Consider the following 16128-nt stretch of genomic DNA (forward strand, 5'->3'; position numbering starts at 1 on the left):
ACCGGCCAGGCGAATTGAAAGGCCTTTCGACGTCATGGACTCTCGCAAACTGTTCCTGCTGATCGGCGCCCTGGTGGTCGCTGGCATCACCGCGTTCATGGCGCGCAGCCTGATGGCCGGCGCCTCCACGCCGATCGCCGCGGCCTCGACCGCCGAAGCGCCGATCGACGGCCCGCGCGTGATGGTCGCCACCAAGGCGCTGCCGGTCGGCACCATCATCGACGCGACCGCGCTGCGGTTTCAGCCCTGGCCCAAGGAACTGGTGGAAAACGCCTATTTCCTCGAATCGATGCCGGAATCGCGCAATCTGGTCGGCACCGTCGTCCGCTTCGGCATTCCGGCCGGACAGCCGATCACGCAGGGGTCGCTGGTAAAGCCCGGTGACCGCGGCTTCCTTGCCGCGGCGCTCGGCCCGGGGATGCGCGCGGTGACGGTGCCGGTCTCGGCGCAGAGCGCGGTCGCGGGCTTCGTGTTTCCGGGCGACCGGGTCGACCTGGTCCTGACGCAGACGGTCGCCGGTGGCGGCGACGGCCCGCCGCTCAAGGCGTCGGAGACGTTCCTGCGCAACCTGCGCGTGCTGGCGACCGACCAGCGCACCGACAAGAATACCGACGACCAGGGCAAGACGCTGGTGTCCACCTATTCGACCGTCACGGTTGAGGCGACGCCGCGCATCGCGGAAAAGATCGCGGTGGCGCAGACCGTCGGCTCGCTGTCGCTGTCGCTGCGTTCGATCGCCGACAACCGTTCCGAGCTGGAGGAAGCGATCGCCAGCGGCGACGTGCAGCTGCCCGCGAACGGCGATCCCAAGGCAGAGAAGGCCGCGCTCGAAAAGATCGCGAGCCGCCCGGTCGACGGCAGCTCGACCTTCTCGACCGGGGCCGACGTGTCGCGGTTCCAGCGCAGCTCGGTGCCCGGCAAGGCGGGGGGAACGTCGCCGGGATCGGGGGATGCGGGGGGGACGACGATGGTCGCCGCGCCGATGGCGCCTGCCGCACCGGCGGTGCCGGCCGGGCCGGTCGTGCGGATCACCCGCGGGAATGATGTGACCGCTGTGCCGGTCGGGGGGAACAAGTGATGCGCGGTCTGAAGCTCTTTCACCGGTCGATGGCAGCGACGCTGTCGGTCGCACTGGTCGCGGGATCGGCGGCACCCGCCGTCGCGGCCCCCGGTACCGGCGGCGTCCGCGCCGCACGCATCGGCACGCCGCCCGCCGGCACGATGCGCCCGACCACCGACGTGCAGCTGTCGATCGGCCAGGGCGAGCTCATCACCCTGCCCGGCAACGTCGCCGACGTATGGGTATCGAACCCCGGCGTCGCCGACGTCTATGTCGGCAACCCGCGCCAGATCCACCTGTTCGGCAAGACCGATGGCGAAGCCACCATCTTCGCCACCAGCAGCAGCGGCAGCGTGGTCTATGCGGCGAACGTCCGCGTCGGGCAGAACCTGACCTCGCTCGACCGCATGATGAAGGCGGCGATGCCCGAGGCCGACATCCGCGTGACCACGGTCGGCCAGATCGCGGTCATCAACGGCACGATCGCCTCGCCCGCCGACAGCGCGCAGGCCGAACGGCTGGTGACGTCGCTGCTCAATCCGGGCGTCGCGGTGGGCGATCCCAATGTCGCGTTGAAGATCGGCGTGGTGAACCGGTTGAAGCTCGCGACCCCGTTGCAGGTCAACCTGCAGGTCCGTGTCGCCGAGGTCAGCCGCAACTTCGTCAAGAATATCGGCGTCAACCTGACGTCGCGCGACACGTCGGGCGGCTTCCTGTTCGGCGTCGCGCAGGGGCGGCAGGGCACGATCGCCACCATTCCGGGGCTGCCGGGCGATACCACGTTCCTCCCGACGGGCGGGCGCCCCGGCGGGACGCTGTTCGGCTTCCCGACCAAGGCGACCAACGGCACGACGCTCAACCTCGCCGGACGGCTGCTCGGCCTCGAACTGCTCGGCGCGCTGGATCTGGGCGAACGCATCGGACAGGTGACGACGCTGGCCAACCCGAACCTGACCGCGCTTTCGGGCGAGACCGGATCGTTCCTCGCCGGCGGCGAGATTCCGATCCCGATCAGCCAGGGCTTCGGCGCCGTCTCGGTCGAGTACAAGCAATATGGCGTCAGCCTCGCCTATACCCCGACGGTGCTGGCCGATGGCCGCATCTCGCTGCGCGTCCGTCCCGAAGTGTCGCAGCTCTCGGCGGCGGGCTCGGTCCAGTTCAACGGCACCACCATCCCCGCCCTGTCCACCCGTCGCGTGGAAACCACGATCGAACTGGGGTCGGGGCAAAGCATGATGATCGCCGGGCTGCTGTCGAACAGCCACGACAATTCGATCGACAAGGCACCGGGCCTGGGTGACCTGCCGATCCTGGGGTCGCTGTTCCGGTCGAACGGCTTCACCCGCAACGAGACCGAACTGGTCATCGTCATCACCCCCTATCTGGTGAAGCCGGTCGACAGCCAGTCGCGCATCGCGCTGCCGACCGACGCCTATTCCAGCCCCGGCGATGTCGAGCGCGTGCTGATGGGCCAGCTGTCGGGGCAGCGTCGCCCCGATCCGCGCCCGGTGCCGACCATGGCGCCGGCCGCGCCCGCCCGGCCGGCGGTCGGCCTGACCGCGCCGGTCCCGGTCGCGCCCGTCGCCGGTGCCGACCCCGTCCCGCAGCCGCCGCGCAAGCGTGGCGGCGATCCCAAGCCCGCCGCACCCGGCTTCAGCATCCAGTGAGGCACGTTCCGATGACCCTCCTCCGTATCCTCGCGCTCGGCTCGGCGATCGCCGTCGCGGGCTGCACCGGCACCCCCAATCGCGGCGTCGAATCGGTCCACCAGCCGGTCGTCACCCGCTCCGCCTATTCGTTCGACGTCGCCGCCGGCCCTGCCGGACTGGCGCCGGGCGAGCGCGCCCGCCTCGCCGGCTGGCTGGAGGCGATGCGCCTGCGCTATGGCGACGAGATCGGCGTGGACGATGGTGGCAGCGGCGATGACGCGGTCCGCACCGACGTCGCCGCCGAAGCCGCCCGCGTCGGGCTGCTGCTCGCCGATACCGTGCCGCCGACGCCCGGCGCGCTGGCCCCGGGCACCGTCCGCATCGTCGTGTCGCGCATGGCGGCCAGCGTGCCGGGATGCCCCGACAATTCGCGGACCTACCAGCCCAATTTCGGCGCGCACACCTCGTCCGACTTCGGCTGCGCGACCAATTCGAACCTCGCGGCGATGATCGCCCGGCCGGGCGACCTCGTCCTCGGCCGTGCCAATGGCGAGACGACCGACACCATGGTCAACACCAAGGCGGTCGGCGCGCTGCGCCGTGCGCTGCCCAGCGGCAATGGCGGCACGGTCGGCGCGGGCGTCGGCAGCGCCAGCAGCGCGGGGGGCGGCAAGTAATGAACGCGCCGTTCAACCTCGCCCGCACGGCGCAACGCGACCCGTTCGTGGCGTTCGTGTGCGACGAAAACTCCGCCGACACGCTGCGCGGCGTCGCCAGCGGCAGCGGCTGGCCGGTCGAAAAGGTCATGAAGGGCGGCCTGCGCAACGCCGTGCAGACGCTGTCGGTTTCGGCCAGCCCGCACGTGCTGTTCGTCGACCTGTCCGAATCGGGCGATCCGCTCAACGACATCAACGGCCTCGCCGAAGTCTGCGAACCCGGCACGATCGTGATCGCGACCGGACAGGTCAACGACGTCCGCCTGTACCGCGACCTGCTGTCCAGCGGCATCCACGACTATCTGCTCAAGCCGCTCAACCCCGACATGGTGCGCGAATCGATCGCGCAGGCCCAGGCGCTGCTGAACGCGCCGAAGGCGGCCGAGGCCAGCGTCGAGCGGCCGCACTGCGCGATCGCGGTCATCGGCACGCGCGGCGGCGCCGGCGCATCGACCATCGCCACCTCGCTCGCGTGGCTGATGGGCGAACAGGAACGGCGCAGCACCGCGCTGCTCGACCTCGACGTGCATTTCGGCACCGGCGCACTCGGACTCGACCTCGAACCCGGCCGCGGGCTGACCGACGCGATCGAGAATCCCAGCCGTATCGACGGGCTGTTCATCGAACGCGCGATGGTGCGCGCGGGCGAACGGCTGTCGGTGCTGTCGGCCGAAGCGCCGATCAACGCGCCGATCCAGACTGACGGCAGCGCCTTCTACCAGTTGCAGGAGGAGATGCGCGCCGCGTTCGAATGCACGATCGTCGACCTCCCGCGCTCGATGCTGGTGAACCACCCGCACCTGATCGAGGAAGTGCAGACCGCGGTCATCGTCACCGAACTGACGCTGGCGGCGGCGCGCGATACCATCCGGCTGTTGTCGTGGTTCCGTTCGAACGCGTCGCACGTCACCGTCCTGCTGATCGCCAACAAGCTGCAACCGGCCGCCGGCCAGGAAATCAGCCGCAAGGATTTCGAGGGATCGATCGAACGCAAGCTCGACTTCGTCATGGCGTTCGACGGCAAGCTGGCGGCACAGTCGGCCAAGCTGGGCAAGCCGATGGCGGAGGCAGGCAAGGGCAACCGCGCCATCGCGCCCCTGGTCGAACTCGCCCGCCGCCTCTGCCAGCTGAGCGACAACAGCGCCGACGACGCACCCGATACGAAAAGCAAGGGCAAGGCTAAGGGCAAGGCTGCCGGCGGCACCTCGCTGATCGGCAAGATCGTCGGGCTGCGCGCGCGCCTGCCCGCCCGGGCCAAGAAGTAGGACGCGGGGCGGGCGATGGAGATGCTGCCGATCCTGCTGCTGGCGATTGGGGCGGCGATGACGCTCGTGCTGGTCGCCCTCGCCTTTTCCGGGCCGTCGGGCGAGCGCGCCCGCAGCCGCCGGCTGCTGGCGGTGCGCGAACGTCATGCGTCGTCGGCCAGCACGACGGCGATGGAGGCGCAGATGCGCCGCATCGGCAACCGCGGCACGACAAGGGGGGACCGGGCCGCCGCCCGGCTGCTGCCCAATGTCGAACAGCTCAAGCTGCGCCTGCAGAAGACCGGCCGCAACTGGACGCTGGCGCAATATGGCAAGGTGACGCTGGGCATCGTCGTCGTTGTCACGCTGTTCCTGATGTTCAAGGGGCTGCCGCTGATCCTCGCCCTCCTGCTCGGCCTCGCGCTCGGCATGGGCCTGCCGCATTTCCTCGTCGGCTATTTCATCAAGCAGCGTATCGCCCGTTTCACCGCCAAGTTTCCCGACGCGATCGAGCTGCTGGTCCGCGGCCTGCGCTCCGGCCTGCCGATCACCGAGACGATGACCGTCGTCGGACAGGAAGTCGACGGCCCGGTGGGCGAGGAATTCCGCTTGGTCAGCGACCGGATGAAGATCGGCCGCTCGCTCGACGCCGCGTTGCAGGAAACCGGCGACCGGCTGGGCACGCCCGAATTCCAGTTCTTCGTCATCACGATCGCCATCCAGCGCGAAACCGGCGGCAACCTTGCCGAAACGCTCGCCAATCTTGCGGACGTGCTGCGCAAGCGGTCGCAGATGAAGCTGAAGATCAAGGCGATGTCGTCCGAATCCAAGGCGTCGGCCTATATCGTCGGCTCGCTGCCCTTCATCGTGTTCGGCATGATCTGGGCGATCAACGACACCTACATGCAGAACTTCTTCGTCGACCCGCGGCTGATGATCGCGGGCCTCGGGGGCGCGCTGTGGATGGGGATCGGTGCCTTCATCATGGCCAAGATGGTCAATTTCGAGATCTGATGCGATGACCGCCAACCCCAATCCGACCCTGCTTGGCATCGACGTGGTCAACGCCGCGACGATCCTTGCCGCGATGGCCGCGCTGTTCGTCATGTTCGCCATCTACGTCGCCACCTCCAGTCGCGATCCGATGGCGCGGCGGGTGAAGGCGCTGAACGACCGGCGCGAACAGCTGAAGGCGGGCATCACCGCCTCGACCAGCAAGCGCCGCGCCAAGCTGGTGCAGAAGAACGAGGCGACCGACCGCATCCGCGAGCTGCTGTCGTCGCTGAAAGTCCTGCAGGATTCGCAGCTCAAGGTCGCGCAGCTCAAGCTGATGCAGGCGGGCATCCGGTCGAAGGACTGGGCGGTGGCGGTCATCTTCGGCCGGCTGGTGCTGCCGATCGCGCTCGGCCTGCCGATGCTCTACATCGTCTATGGCACCGACGCCTTCGCCGACTGGTCGCCGCTCAAGGCGTACGGCCTCGTCGCCGGGACCTTCATCCTGAGCTACAAGGCGCCCGACATCTATCTCAAGAACAAGATCACCAAGCGGTCGGATGCGATCCGCAAGGGGCTGCCCGACGCGCTCGACCTGCTGGTGATCTGCGCCGAGGCCGGGTTGACCGTCGATGCCGCCTTCACCCGGGTCGCCCGCGAACTGGGCCGCGCCTATCCCGAACTGGGCGAGGAATTCTCGCTCACCGCGATCGAGCTGGGCTTCCTGACCGAACGCCGCCAGGCGTTCGAGAACCTCGCGATGCGGATCAACCTCGACGCGGTGAAGGGCGTGGTAACGACCATGATCCAGACCGAGAAATACGGCACCCCGCTGGCCAGCGCGCTGCGCGTCCTGTCGGCCGAATTCCGCAACGAACGCATGATGCGCGCAGAGGAAAAGGCCGCACGCCTGCCCGCGATCATGACCGTGCCGCTGATCCTGTTCATCCTGCCGACGCTGTTCGTCGTCATCCTGGGTCCGGCCGCCTGCAGCATCAGCGACGCGTTCGGCAAGTAAGGCGCGGAAGGGGGCGCGCGGGAACGCCGCCCGCCCCCGACCGTTATCGCCCCGTAACCATTACAGGGGCCCGCCATCATGCTGTTCCAGACGCCGACCCAGTTCGCAGTGCTGGCCCTCCTGCTGTTCGCGGGCTGGCTGCTCGGCCTCGCCTCCTCCTCGGGCGGGAAGAAGTGGAAGCAGCGGTTCCGTGACGAGGAAGCGGCGCACAAGGCGTATCGCGCCGAAGTCGCCGCCGACATCAAGACCCGCGACGAACGGTTGCGCGAGATCGAGGTGGAGCGCGACCGGCTGGCGAAGGACCGCGGAACCGCGACCACTGCGGCCGCGACGACCACCGCGGCGGCGACCGCCAGCAGCGGTGGCGGCGGTTTCTTCGGCTGGGGCCGCGACAACCTGTCGCGCATCCGCGGCATCGACGCCGATCTCGAACAGGCGCTCGGCGCCCGCGGGATCAAGACCTATCGCGCGATCGAGAACCTGACCGAAGCCGACGAGCGCGCGCTGGAGGACGACCTTCGCCTGCGCCCCGGCACGATCGACGGCGAACGCTGGCGCGAACAGGCGGCGATGCTGCGCGAGGGCCATGACGACGACCATCGCAGCCGGTGGGGGTGAACCCTCGTTGCATTACCTGCGTAGCCCCGCCGCAAGCGGGGCGCGGAGGGTAATGATGTCAGGGCAACCGCGGCCGGCCCCCCTCGCCTTCAGTCCGCGACGGTTACCTCGATACTCGTCCCGGTGATGTCCACCGGATAGACCGAGGCGCTGAACCGGCCTGCGACGTACAGCACCCGCCCGCCCGGCATCCGCTCGACGAAACGCTGTTGGTCCGCATCCAGCCGCGCCCAGCGATCCAGCGCCTCCAGTTCGCGCCGGTCGACCATCTTCGCCGTCACCACAGCGCATGGCTCCTCCCAGAAGAGGTCCTCCGGCGCCCGCCCGGCATAGACGAAATCGACGACGCAGACCCGCTTGCCGCCCGCGACCACCCGGTCCTGCCTGCCGATCACCCGCGACCCCGCCGGCGCCGCGAGCACACCGGCCGACACCGACAGCGACAGCGCCACGCCGCCGATCCAGCCGGCGACATGGCGCATCAGAACGTCACCCACTCCGGGCCGCCCGGGAACACCACATCCTCGACCTTGTCGCCGATCTTGGTCACCGCCAGCAGGACGGCGATCACGACCAGCAGGTCGAACACGATCACCGCGCCCCATGCGAACGCCGGATGGAACGGGCCGACGCGATCGAATCCGTCCTTCGTCACCCGTGCCGCATCGTTCGCCATCCTGCTACTCACTTCTTCAATGCTGCCTGCGCCGCTGCCAGCCGCGCGATCGGCACCCGGTAGGGGCTGGCCGAGACATAGTCGAGCCCGACCTGTTCGCAGAAGGCGATCGACGCCGGGTCGCCGCCATGTTCGCCGCAGATGCCGAGCTTGATGTCGGGCCGCGTCCTGCGCCCGCGTTCGGCCGCCAGTTCGATCAGCTCGCCCACGCCCTCGACATCGATCGAGACGAACGGATCGCGGGCATAGATGCCCTTTTCGACATAGGCTCCCAGGAACCGGCTGGCGTCGTCGCGGCTGACGCCCAGCGTCGTCTGCGTCAGGTCGTTGGTCCCGAACGAGAAGAACTCGCCCGCCTCCGCGATCTCGCCGGCCTTCAATGCCGCGCGCGGCAGTTCGATCATCGTGCCGACCAGATATTCGATCCGGCGGCCCTTGTCGGCGAACACCGCCTCGGCGGCCTTGTCGACCACGATCTTCATCAGCTCCAGTTCGCGTTTGGTGCCGACCAGTGGGATCATGACCTCGGGGATCGGCGCCTCGCCCGACTTCTCGGCGACGATCACCGCCGCCTCGAAGATCGCGCGCGCCTGCATCTCGTAGATTTCGGGATACGTCACGCCCAGCCGGCAGCCGCGATGGCCCAGCATCGGGTTGAACTCGTGCAGTTCGGCCGCGCGGCGCTTCAACTGGTCGACGGCGATCCCCGCCGCCTCGGCCACTTCGGCGAACTCGGCTTCCTGATGCGGCAGGAATTCGTGCAGCGGCGGGTCGAGCAGGCGGATGGTACAGGGCAGCCCGACCATCACCTCGAAAATCTCGACGAAGTCGCTGCGCTGTTCGGGCAGCAACCGCTCCAGCGCCGCGCGCCGTCCCGCCTCGTCCTCGGCTAGGATCATCTGCCGCACGGCGGTGATCCGCGACTGTTCGAAGAACATGTGCTCGGTGCGGCACAGCCCGATGCCCTCCGCGCCGAAATCGCGCGCGGTGCGGCAATCGAGCGGCGTTTCGGCATTGGCACGCACCTTCAGGCGACGGACGCCGTCGGCCCATTCCATCAGCGTGCCGAAATCGCCGGCCAGTTCGGGCTGCACCGTCGCGACCGGCCCAGCCATCACCTCGCCGGTGGCGCCATCGATCGTGACGATGTCGCCCTCGCGGATCTCGCGGCCCGCGACCTTCATCACGCCCGCCTTCGCATCGATCGAGATCGACCCAGCGCCCGACACGCACGGGCGCCCCATGCCGCGCGCGACGACCGCCGCGTGGCTGGTCATCCCACCCCGCGCCGTGAGGATGCCACGCGCCGCGTGCATGCCGTGGATATCCTCCGGCGAGGTTTCGGTGCGGATCAGGATCACCGCGTCACCCGCGTTCGCGCGGCGCTCGGCCGTGTCGCTGTCGAACACCGCGATGCCGCTGGCCGCACCCGGCGATGCCGGCAGCCCCTTGGTCAGCACGTCGCGCGTCGCCTTGGGGTCCAGCGTCGGGTGGAGCAGCTGGTCGAGCGCCTGCGGGTCGACGCGCAGGATCGCTTCCTCGCGCGTAATCAGCCCTTCCTCGGCCATGTCGACCGCGATCTTCAGCGCGGCCTTCGCGGTGCGCTTGCCCGACCGGGTCTGGAGCATCCACAGCTTGCCCTGCTGCACCGTGAATTCGATGTCCTGCATGTCGCGGTAATGCCGCTCCAGCCGGTCGAACACGGCGGCCAGTTCGCCGTACGCGTCGGGCATCGCCTCTTCCATCGACAGCGGCTTGGCGTTCGCCGCCTCGCGCGCCGCACGGGTCAGGTACTGCGGCGTGCGGATGCCTGCGACCACGTCCTCGCCCTGCGCGTTGATGAGGAATTCGCCGTAATAGGCGTTGTCGCCCTTCGACGGATCGCGGGTGAACGCCACGCCGGTCGCCGACGTGTCGCCCATGTTGCCGAACACCATCGCCTGCACGTTGACCGCCGTGCCCCAGTCGCCCGGAATGTCGTTCAGCCGGCGATAGACCTTCGCCCGGTCCGCCTGCCACGATCCGAACACCGCGCCGATCGCGCCCCACAGCTGGTCGTGCACGTCCTGCGGGAACGGCTTGCCCCACAATTCGACGACGATATCCTTGTACTGGGCCACCAGCGCGCGCCAGTCGTCGGCGGTCAGGTCGGTGTCGAGATAATAGCCGCGATCTTCCTTCGCGATCTCCAGCGCTTCCTCGAACCGGCCATGGTCCAGTTCGAGCACCACGTCCGAATACATCTGGATGAAGCGGCGATAGCTGTCCCACGCGAAGCGCGCATCGTCCGACACGCTCGCCAGCCCCTCGACGGTTTCGTCGTTCAGGCCAAGGTTCAGCACCGTGTCCATCATCCCCGGCATCGAGATGCGCGCGCCCGAGCGGACCGACACCAGCAACGGGTCGGCGGCGTCGCCGAAGCGCTTGCCCGTGATCCCCTCGATATGCGCGATCCCGGTCTTCACCTCGTCCTGCACGCTCGCGGGAAAGGTCTGGCCCTCGTCGTAATAGCGCGTGCACATCGTCGTCGCGATGGTGAAGCCCGGCGGCACCGGCAGCCCGATCGACGCCATTTCGGCAAGGTTCGCGCCCTTGCCGCCCAGCAGCACCTTGTCGCCCGATCCCCCGTCCGAAACCCCGCCGCCGAAGCGATAGACATACTGCGTCATGCTCGTTTCCCCATGCTCTCCGGCGCGGCCGGGCCGCGACGGGGTATCCGATTCGAAGGCCGATGGCCTGACGCCCCGTTAAACGGGTTAAACCGACAGGTCAGCCCTCAATTTTCGAGAAATCGGCGACCCGGTGCACCGCGTCGCGCACCCGCGCCAGCAATGCCAGCCGCGCGGTCCGTTTGTTCTGGTCGGCATCGTTGACCGTCACGTCGGTGAAGAACGCATCGATCGGCGCGCGTAAGGACGCGAGCGCAGCCATCGCCGCGCCGAAATCCTCCGCTTCGATCGCCGCTTGCGCGCGCGGTTCGGCCGCATCGAGCGCCGCGATCAGCGCCGCCTCGGCCGGTTCCCGGTCATACTCGCGCTTCTCGCGCTCGGTCCGCACATATTCGGCGGCAATCGACGCGAACTCGGGGTCCTCGACCTCCGACAGCGGGTCTTCCTCGCCGGTTTCCGCTATATGCTTGCTGGTGCCCGGCGCTTCCTTCTTGAGGATGTTGGCAGCCCGCTTGTACCCGGCGAGCAGGTTCGCCCCGTCCTCGGTGGTGACGAAGGCTTGCAGCGCATGGACGCGGGCGAGCAGGCGGACGAGATCGTCCTCGCCCCCGAGCGCGAACACCGCATCGATCAGGTCGTGGCGTACACCGGCCTCGCGCTGCTGGACCTTTAGGCGGTCGGCAAAGAAAGCGAGCGTGCTGCTACCAGATTTACGTATACTATCGGCAATAGCAGGCAGTGATGTCCTAAGTCTGCTACGTTCAGCATCGTTAATTGCGTTGGAAATTTTCATAAACGACCCATCGTCGATATCCGACAACGGACTCCGCATAAATGCTTCTCTTAAACTACTCGAATCACCACCAGCCACAGACTCCTTTATCAATCTATCGCCGGCTAAACGCATTATAGCATCGCGCACAGAAACTCGAATTTTGTTCGATATGATTATTTGAATGACCGAAAGAGCTGCACGTCGGAGTGCATAAGGATCTTTCGATCCGGTCGGCAGCTCATTCACTGAAAAGAATGCCGCGATCGTATCCAGCTTGTCCGCCAACGCCACCGCAACCGTCACCGGCGCAGTCGGAACCTCATCCCCCTGCCCGACCGGCTTGTAATGATCGCGCACCGCCTCGGCGACCTCGACCGGCTCGCCCTGCGCAGCGGCATAATAGCTACCCATCAGCCCCTGCAATTCGGGAAACTCGCCGACCATCCCGGTGACCAGATCGGCCTTGGCAAGCCGTGCGGCCCGCTCGGCAATGTCGGCAAGCGCCTCCCTCTCCCCTTCAGGGGAGAGGGCCGGGGAGAGGGGCGTGTCCGCAAGCGCCGAAGCCGGAGGGGTATTCCCCTCTCCCAACCCGTTCCGGGTCAACAGCGCCCCGCGCTGTTGAGGTTGTGCCGGGGGCACAACCGACCCGGAACGCCCCTGAAGAGGAGAGGGCTTTACGACCCCACTCTCGACCAGCCACCGCGCCAGCTTCGCCACCCGCTCGACCTTGTCGGCGACCGTGCCCAGCTTCTCATGAAACACGATCTTGTCGAGCTTCGGCAACTGGTCCTCCAGCCGCGTCTTCAGATCGGTCTCGTAGAAGAACTTCGCATCCGACAGCCGCGCCGCCAGCACCTTGGCGTTGCCCGCGACGATCCGCTCGCCGCCATCCGCCGCGTCGATATTCGCGGTGCAGACGAACGCATTCGCCAGCCTGCCCTCACCATCGCGGCACACGAAATATTTCTGGTTCACCCGCGCGGTCAGCTGGATCACCTCCGGCGGCACGCTGAGAAACGCTTCGTCGAACCGCCCGATCAACGGCACCGGCCATTCGGTGAGGCCGGCATTCTCCGCCAGCAGCCCCTCATCCTCGACCAGCCGCAACCCCGCGCCCTGCGCCGCCATCTTCGCGCCGACCGCGATGATCGCGGCGCGTTCGTCCTGATCGACGATGACGTGGCACGCCCGCAGCTTCTCGACATAGTCGCCCGCCGAGCCGATCGTGATCGGGCCGGCATGGTGGAAGCGGTGGCCAAGCGTCACCGCCCCGCTCGTCACGCCCGCGACTTCGCACGGCACCACGTCGCTGCCGAACAGCGCGACGATCCCCTGCAACGGCCGTACCCAGCGTGGGGACTCCGGGCTGAGCGACGCCGTGCCCCAGCGCATCGACTTGGGCCACGGAAACGCGCGCACGATCGCCGGGATCGCCGCGCCCAGTACCTGCGCGGTCTCGCGCCCCGGCACCTCGGTCACCGCGAACAACACGCCGTCGCGCTCGGTCAGCGCCTCGCGCGTCAGCCCGGTCTTGCGCAGAAACCCTTCCAGCGCCTGCGGCGGCGCCGACGCGCGCGGCCCCTTCACCTCCTCGCGCACCGGCTCGGTCCGCTCCGGCAGGTCGTGCGCGATCAGCGTGAGCCGGCGCGGCGTCGCATAGGTGGTGATCCGCGGTGCCGCGATCCCCGCCTTCGCCAGTTCGCCGACGAACAGCTTCGACAGGTCCTCTCTAGCCTTCGCCTGCATCCGTGCCGGGATTTCTTCCGACCGCAGTTCGAGCAGGAAATCCGTCATGCCACCCACCCCGGAAACTTCGCCTGCCACTGGGGCGTCTGCGTCTCGATGAACTTGGCGCACGATGCCTTCGCCAGATCGCGCACGCGGCCGATATAGGCCTGCCGCTCCGCGACCGAGATCACGCCGCGCGCATTCAGCAGGTTGAACACATGGCTCGCCTCGATCGCCTGTTCATAGGCCGCGATCGGCACGTCATGGGCCAGCGCGTTCTCGCACTCCGCCGCCGCCTTTCTGAACAGGTCGAACAGCCCGTCGGTATCGGCGACCTCGAAATTCCATTTCGACATCTGTTTCTCGTTTTCGAGGAACACGTCGCCATACGTTACACCGGCATCGTTGAACGCCAGGTCGTAGACGCTGTCCTTGTCCTGGATGTACATGGCGAGGCGTTCGAGGCCGTAGGTCAGTTCGCCCGCGACCGGCTTGCAATCGAACCCGCCCATCTGCTGGAAATAGGTGAACTGGGTGATTTCCATCCCGTCGCACCATACTTCCCAGCCCAGCCCCCACGCGCCCAGCGTCGGCGACTCCCAGTCGTCCTCGACGAAGCGGATGTCGTGTTGCGTGAAGTCGATCCCGATCGCCGCGAGGCTGCCGAGGTACAACTCCTGCAAATCCGGCGGCGAAGGCTTCAGGATCACCTGATACTGGTAATAATGCTGGAGGCGGTTCGGGTTCTCGCCATAGCGCCCGTCGGTCGGCCGGCGTGATGGCTGGACGAACGCGGCGTTCCACGCCTCGGGCCCCAGCGCGCGCAGCGTCGTCGCCGGGTGGAACGTCCCCGCCCCCATCCGCATGTCATAGGGTTGCAGGATGACGCAGCCCCGATCGCTCCAGTAATCGTGGAGCGTCAGGATCATCTTCTGGAAGCTGAGCGGGGCGGACATGGTTTCGCCTTTGAGTGCGGAGAAGCCCCGCGCCTAGCCGGATCGCAGCGCAAGGGTCAAGCGAACCGCATGTCAGGTCCGACTGATATTATGTCAGGTAGTATTGACATACCGCGCGAATCACCCGATAGATAGTCAGGTAAACACGACATATTGTCATCCATCACTGACATGGAAGGCCACATGATGCCCCGCCCCGACACCCACCGTCCCATCCTGCTCGTCGTCGCGCTGTGCGCCACCGTCGCCGCCATGGCGGCCGACCGCACCGATCGGGCCACGCCGCCCGCCGCACCGGTCGCCACGACCGGCGGCGTCGCCTTTGCCGCACACCTCGGCGATGCGGCGGTGTCGCTGTCATGGCGGTGACGCCGCCTGCTTCGCCGCCACCATACCCAAAGGAACCAGACATGTCCGATGCCCGATGGGGTGAACGTCGTGCCGCCGTCCGTCAGCGCACGCGCGCCGTCTGGGTCGCCGGCGTCACCCTCGCCTTGATGGCATCACCGTTCCTGCTCGGCCTCACCGCGCGCCAGTACGCGGTTCGCGGCGGCGCGATGCGGGATGGCCGCTTCCCGATCTGGATACCGATCGCTTACTGGACGATCGTAGTAGCGGTCGCACTGATCGGCGTCGCAGGCCTGTACCGCCAGAGCGATGAGTTCGAGCGCCGTCGCCTGATCGACGGGTTCGCGGTCAGCGGCATGGTGCTGGGACTTGGCGTTCCCCCGATCTTCTTTGTCGGCCACCCCTTCGGCATCATGTACGCCTGGGTCGTCGCCTTGCTGGCGGGGCTGGCAGTATTCGCCTGGCCGCGGGTCGCACCGTGAAGAACCGCCTGAAGATCCTGCGCGCCGAACGCGACTGGAGCCAGGCCGAACTCGCCGGGCGGCTCGACGTGTCGCGACAGGCGGTGAACGCGATCGAGACCGGCAAGCACGATCCCTCGCTCCCGCTCGCCTTTCGCATGAGCCGGTTGTTCGGGTTGCCGATCGAGGATATTTTCGAGGATGATGCCGATGGTTGACGATTGGAAAACCGCGCGCGAGCGGCAACGCAAGCGGCGGCGGTGGACATGGGTCGCCGTAGCGGCGGCGACCATGATCGTGGCGCCGCTGGTCGCGACCCGCATCGTCCAGCGCCTGCGCGGATGATCGCGCGGGTCGTCGCCGCGCTGCTCGGCTGGTGGTCGCTGGCCAGTCCGGTCGCGGCGCCGGCGGTGCTGGCCCCGGCGCTGTGGGTCGCGCGCGATGCCGATACGACGATCTGGCTGTTCGGCACGGTGCACCGGTTGCGGCCGGGAACACCGTGGCTGGCCGGGCCGGTCGCACGGGCCTTTGCCGACAGCGACACGCTGGTCCTCGAAATCCCGCCGGTCGATCCCGATGCGATGACCGCCGCGCTGGTCAGGGTAGCGCCGGTCCGCCCCGCGCCCCTGCCCGTCGCCCTCGATCGCCGCCTGCGCGAGCGCGCCCGCGCGCTGGGCTTTCCGGCGCGGGCGTTCGACGCGACCGACCCGTGGTTCGCCGCGACGACGCTGGCCGCGCAACCGCTCGCCCGCGCCGGCTACAGCGCCGCGCCTGCGCCCGAAACGCTGCTGGCGACGCTGGCCGGGCGCAGCGGCACCGCGATCGAGCCGCTAGAAACGCTCGACCGGCAACTGGGCATCTTCGCCGCCCTGCCGCAACCGGCACAGCGCACGATGCTCGCCCGCGTCCTGGCCGATCCCGATCCCGTGCCGGCGATGGACCGGATCGTCGCGACCTGGGGCCGGGGTGACGTCGCGACGCTCGACCGGCTGCTGGCGAGCGACATGGACGAGGCCGGCCCCGCGGTGCGGACCGCCCTGCTCGACCGGCGCAATGCGACATGGGCGGGGAAGATCGCGAAGGGGATGCGCCGGCCGGGCACGAGGTTCGTCGCGGTCGGTGCGGGGCATCTGACGGGGCCGGGCAGCGTGCAGGCGCGGTTGCAGGTGCTGGGGGTGGAGGTATCGCGGGTGCGATAGCAGCCCCCGCCGTGTTAC

Annotated in this window: 17 protein-coding genes; 12 read left to right on the forward strand and 5 right to left on the reverse strand. The window is 68.0% G+C overall.

Features of this window, described 5'->3' with window-relative positions; genetic code table 11:
• The first annotated feature begins 34 nt into the window (after nucleotides 1–34).
• From cpaB to QLH51_RS17670, 7 genes are all read left to right on the forward strand, one after another.
• Nucleotides 35–1078, forward strand: a complete 1044-nt coding sequence (gene cpaB / locus QLH51_RS17640; protein WP_125661889.1) for a Flp pilus assembly protein CpaB — start codon at nucleotides 35–37, stop codon at nucleotides 1076–1078.
• The gene (locus QLH51_RS17645) at nucleotides 1078–2727 is read left to right on the forward strand and encodes a type II and III secretion system protein family protein (RefSeq protein WP_206429271.1); all 1650 of its coding nucleotides are present in this window, start codon (nucleotides 1078–1080) and stop codon (nucleotides 2725–2727) included. The genes cpaB and QLH51_RS17645 overlap by 1 nt, the downstream gene beginning before the upstream one ends.
• A gap of 11 nt (nucleotides 2728–2738) precedes the next feature.
• Nucleotides 2739–3386, forward strand: coding sequence for a CpaD family pilus assembly lipoprotein (locus QLH51_RS17650; protein ID WP_125661886.1), 648 nt, complete (start codon nucleotides 2739–2741; stop codon nucleotides 3384–3386).
• Nucleotides 3386–4690, forward strand: coding sequence for an AAA family ATPase (locus QLH51_RS17655; protein WP_125661883.1), 1305 nt, complete (start codon nucleotides 3386–3388; stop codon nucleotides 4688–4690). The genes QLH51_RS17650 and QLH51_RS17655 overlap by 1 nt, the downstream gene beginning before the upstream one ends.
• 15 nt (nucleotides 4691–4705) lie before the next feature.
• A complete protein-coding gene (locus tag QLH51_RS17660; RefSeq protein ID WP_125661881.1) occupies nucleotides 4706–5683 on the forward strand; it encodes a type II secretion system F family protein in 978 nt (325 codons plus the stop codon).
• A gap of 4 nt (nucleotides 5684–5687) precedes the next feature.
• Entirely contained in the window at nucleotides 5688–6680 is a 993-nt protein-coding gene (locus QLH51_RS17665; protein WP_125661878.1) for a type II secretion system F family protein, read from the forward strand.
• A gap of 78 nt (nucleotides 6681–6758) precedes the next feature.
• Entirely contained in the window at nucleotides 6759–7298 is a 540-nt protein-coding gene (locus QLH51_RS17670) for a hypothetical protein (RefSeq protein ID WP_125661876.1), read from the forward strand.
• Between the two features lie 89 nt (nucleotides 7299–7387).
• On the opposite strand, the gene QLH51_RS17675 is transcribed toward QLH51_RS17670, so the two are convergent.
• The 5 genes from QLH51_RS17675 to QLH51_RS17695 form a co-directional block, all read right to left on the reverse strand.
• Nucleotides 7388–7795 carry a hypothetical protein gene (locus QLH51_RS17675; protein ID WP_125661873.1) on the reverse strand — a complete coding sequence of 136 codons (408 nt, stop codon included), beginning with the start codon at nucleotides 7793–7795 and terminating at the stop codon, nucleotides 7388–7390.
• On the reverse strand, nucleotides 7780–7974 hold the full coding sequence (locus QLH51_RS17680) for a hypothetical protein (RefSeq protein WP_164516233.1): 195 nt from the start codon (nucleotides 7972–7974) through the stop codon (nucleotides 7780–7782). The genes QLH51_RS17675 and QLH51_RS17680 overlap by 16 nt, the downstream gene beginning before the upstream one ends.
• 8 nt (nucleotides 7975–7982) lie before the next feature.
• Nucleotides 7983–10643, reverse strand: a complete 2661-nt coding sequence (gene ppdK / locus QLH51_RS17685) for a pyruvate, phosphate dikinase (protein WP_125661867.1) — start codon at nucleotides 10641–10643, stop codon at nucleotides 7983–7985.
• A gap of 100 nt (nucleotides 10644–10743) precedes the next feature.
• Nucleotides 10744–13212 (reverse strand): glycine--tRNA ligase subunit beta, encoded by a 2469-nt coding sequence (gene glyS, locus QLH51_RS17690; protein WP_125661864.1) that lies wholly within the window; start codon nucleotides 13210–13212, stop codon nucleotides 10744–10746.
• Entirely contained in the window at nucleotides 13209–14075 is an 867-nt protein-coding gene (locus QLH51_RS17695; protein ID WP_125661923.1) for a glycine--tRNA ligase subunit alpha, read from the reverse strand. The genes glyS and QLH51_RS17695 overlap by 4 nt, the downstream gene beginning before the upstream one ends.
• Nucleotides 14076–14285: 210 nt before the next feature.
• Between QLH51_RS17695 and QLH51_RS17700 the strand changes: the two genes are divergently transcribed.
• From QLH51_RS17700 to QLH51_RS17720, 5 genes are read left to right on the forward strand one after another with little or no spacing between them, the layout of a single operon-like run.
• On the forward strand, nucleotides 14286–14471 hold the full coding sequence (locus QLH51_RS17700) for a hypothetical protein (protein WP_125661861.1): 186 nt from the start codon (nucleotides 14286–14288) through the stop codon (nucleotides 14469–14471).
• A gap of 41 nt (nucleotides 14472–14512) precedes the next feature.
• Nucleotides 14513–14932: a hypothetical protein gene (locus tag QLH51_RS17705; protein ID WP_125661858.1), complete on the forward strand. Its 420-nt coding sequence runs from the start codon at nucleotides 14513–14515 to the stop codon at nucleotides 14930–14932.
• The gene (locus tag QLH51_RS17710; RefSeq protein ID WP_125661855.1) at nucleotides 14929–15129 is read left to right on the forward strand and encodes a helix-turn-helix transcriptional regulator; all 201 of its coding nucleotides are present in this window, start codon (nucleotides 14929–14931) and stop codon (nucleotides 15127–15129) included. The genes QLH51_RS17705 and QLH51_RS17710 overlap by 4 nt, the downstream gene beginning before the upstream one ends.
• A complete protein-coding gene (locus QLH51_RS17715) occupies nucleotides 15122–15256 on the forward strand; it encodes a hypothetical protein (protein WP_283514650.1) in 135 nt (44 codons plus the stop codon). The genes QLH51_RS17710 and QLH51_RS17715 overlap by 8 nt, the downstream gene beginning before the upstream one ends.
• Nucleotides 15253–16110, forward strand: a complete 858-nt coding sequence (locus QLH51_RS17720) for a TraB/GumN family protein (RefSeq protein WP_164516232.1) — start codon at nucleotides 15253–15255, stop codon at nucleotides 16108–16110. The genes QLH51_RS17715 and QLH51_RS17720 overlap by 4 nt, the downstream gene beginning before the upstream one ends.
• Nucleotides 16111–16128: the final 18 nt, after the last annotated feature.

It is taken from the genome of Sphingomonas sp. 2R-10, from assembly GCF_030062225.1.
Classification (GTDB): Bacteria; Pseudomonadota; Alphaproteobacteria; order Sphingomonadales; family Sphingomonadaceae; genus Sphingomonas.

Excerpts from the sequence above, each read along its gene's own strand:
- cpaB (WP_125661889.1), top strand. The coding sequence starts at position 35 with ATGGACTCTCGCAAACTGTTCCTGCTGATCGGCGCCCTGGTGGTCGCT.
- QLH51_RS17645 (WP_206429271.1), top strand. The coding sequence starts at position 1,078 with ATGCGCGGTCTGAAGCTCTTTCACCGGTCGATGGCAGCGACGCTGTCG.
- QLH51_RS17650 (WP_125661886.1), top strand. The coding sequence starts at position 2,739 with ATGACCCTCCTCCGTATCCTCGCGCTCGGCTCGGCGATCGCCGTCGCG.
- QLH51_RS17655 (WP_125661883.1), top strand. The coding sequence starts at position 3,386 with ATGAACGCGCCGTTCAACCTCGCCCGCACGGCGCAACGCGACCCGTTC.
- QLH51_RS17660 (WP_125661881.1), top strand. The coding sequence starts at position 4,706 with ATGGAGATGCTGCCGATCCTGCTGCTGGCGATTGGGGCGGCGATGACG.
- QLH51_RS17665 (WP_125661878.1), top strand. The coding sequence starts at position 5,688 with ATGACCGCCAACCCCAATCCGACCCTGCTTGGCATCGACGTGGTCAAC.
- QLH51_RS17670 (WP_125661876.1), top strand. The coding sequence starts at position 6,759 with ATGCTGTTCCAGACGCCGACCCAGTTCGCAGTGCTGGCCCTCCTGCTG.
- QLH51_RS17680 (WP_164516233.1), bottom strand. The coding sequence starts at position 7,974 with ATGGCGAACGATGCGGCACGGGTGACGAAGGACGGATTCGATCGCGTC.
- ppdK (WP_125661867.1), bottom strand. The coding sequence starts at position 10,643 with ATGACGCAGTATGTCTATCGCTTCGGCGGCGGGGTTTCGGACGGGGGA.
- glyS (WP_125661864.1), bottom strand. The coding sequence starts at position 13,212 with ATGACGGATTTCCTGCTCGAACTGCGGTCGGAAGAAATCCCGGCACGG.
- QLH51_RS17695 (WP_125661923.1), bottom strand. The coding sequence starts at position 14,075 with ATGATCCTGACGCTCCACGATTACTGGAGCGATCGGGGCTGCGTCATC.
- QLH51_RS17700 (WP_125661861.1), top strand. The coding sequence starts at position 14,286 with ATGATGCCCCGCCCCGACACCCACCGTCCCATCCTGCTCGTCGTCGCG.
- QLH51_RS17705 (WP_125661858.1), top strand. The coding sequence starts at position 14,513 with ATGTCCGATGCCCGATGGGGTGAACGTCGTGCCGCCGTCCGTCAGCGC.
- QLH51_RS17715 (WP_283514650.1), top strand. The coding sequence starts at position 15,122 with ATGGTTGACGATTGGAAAACCGCGCGCGAGCGGCAACGCAAGCGGCGG.
- QLH51_RS17720 (WP_164516232.1), top strand. The coding sequence starts at position 15,253 with ATGATCGCGCGGGTCGTCGCCGCGCTGCTCGGCTGGTGGTCGCTGGCC.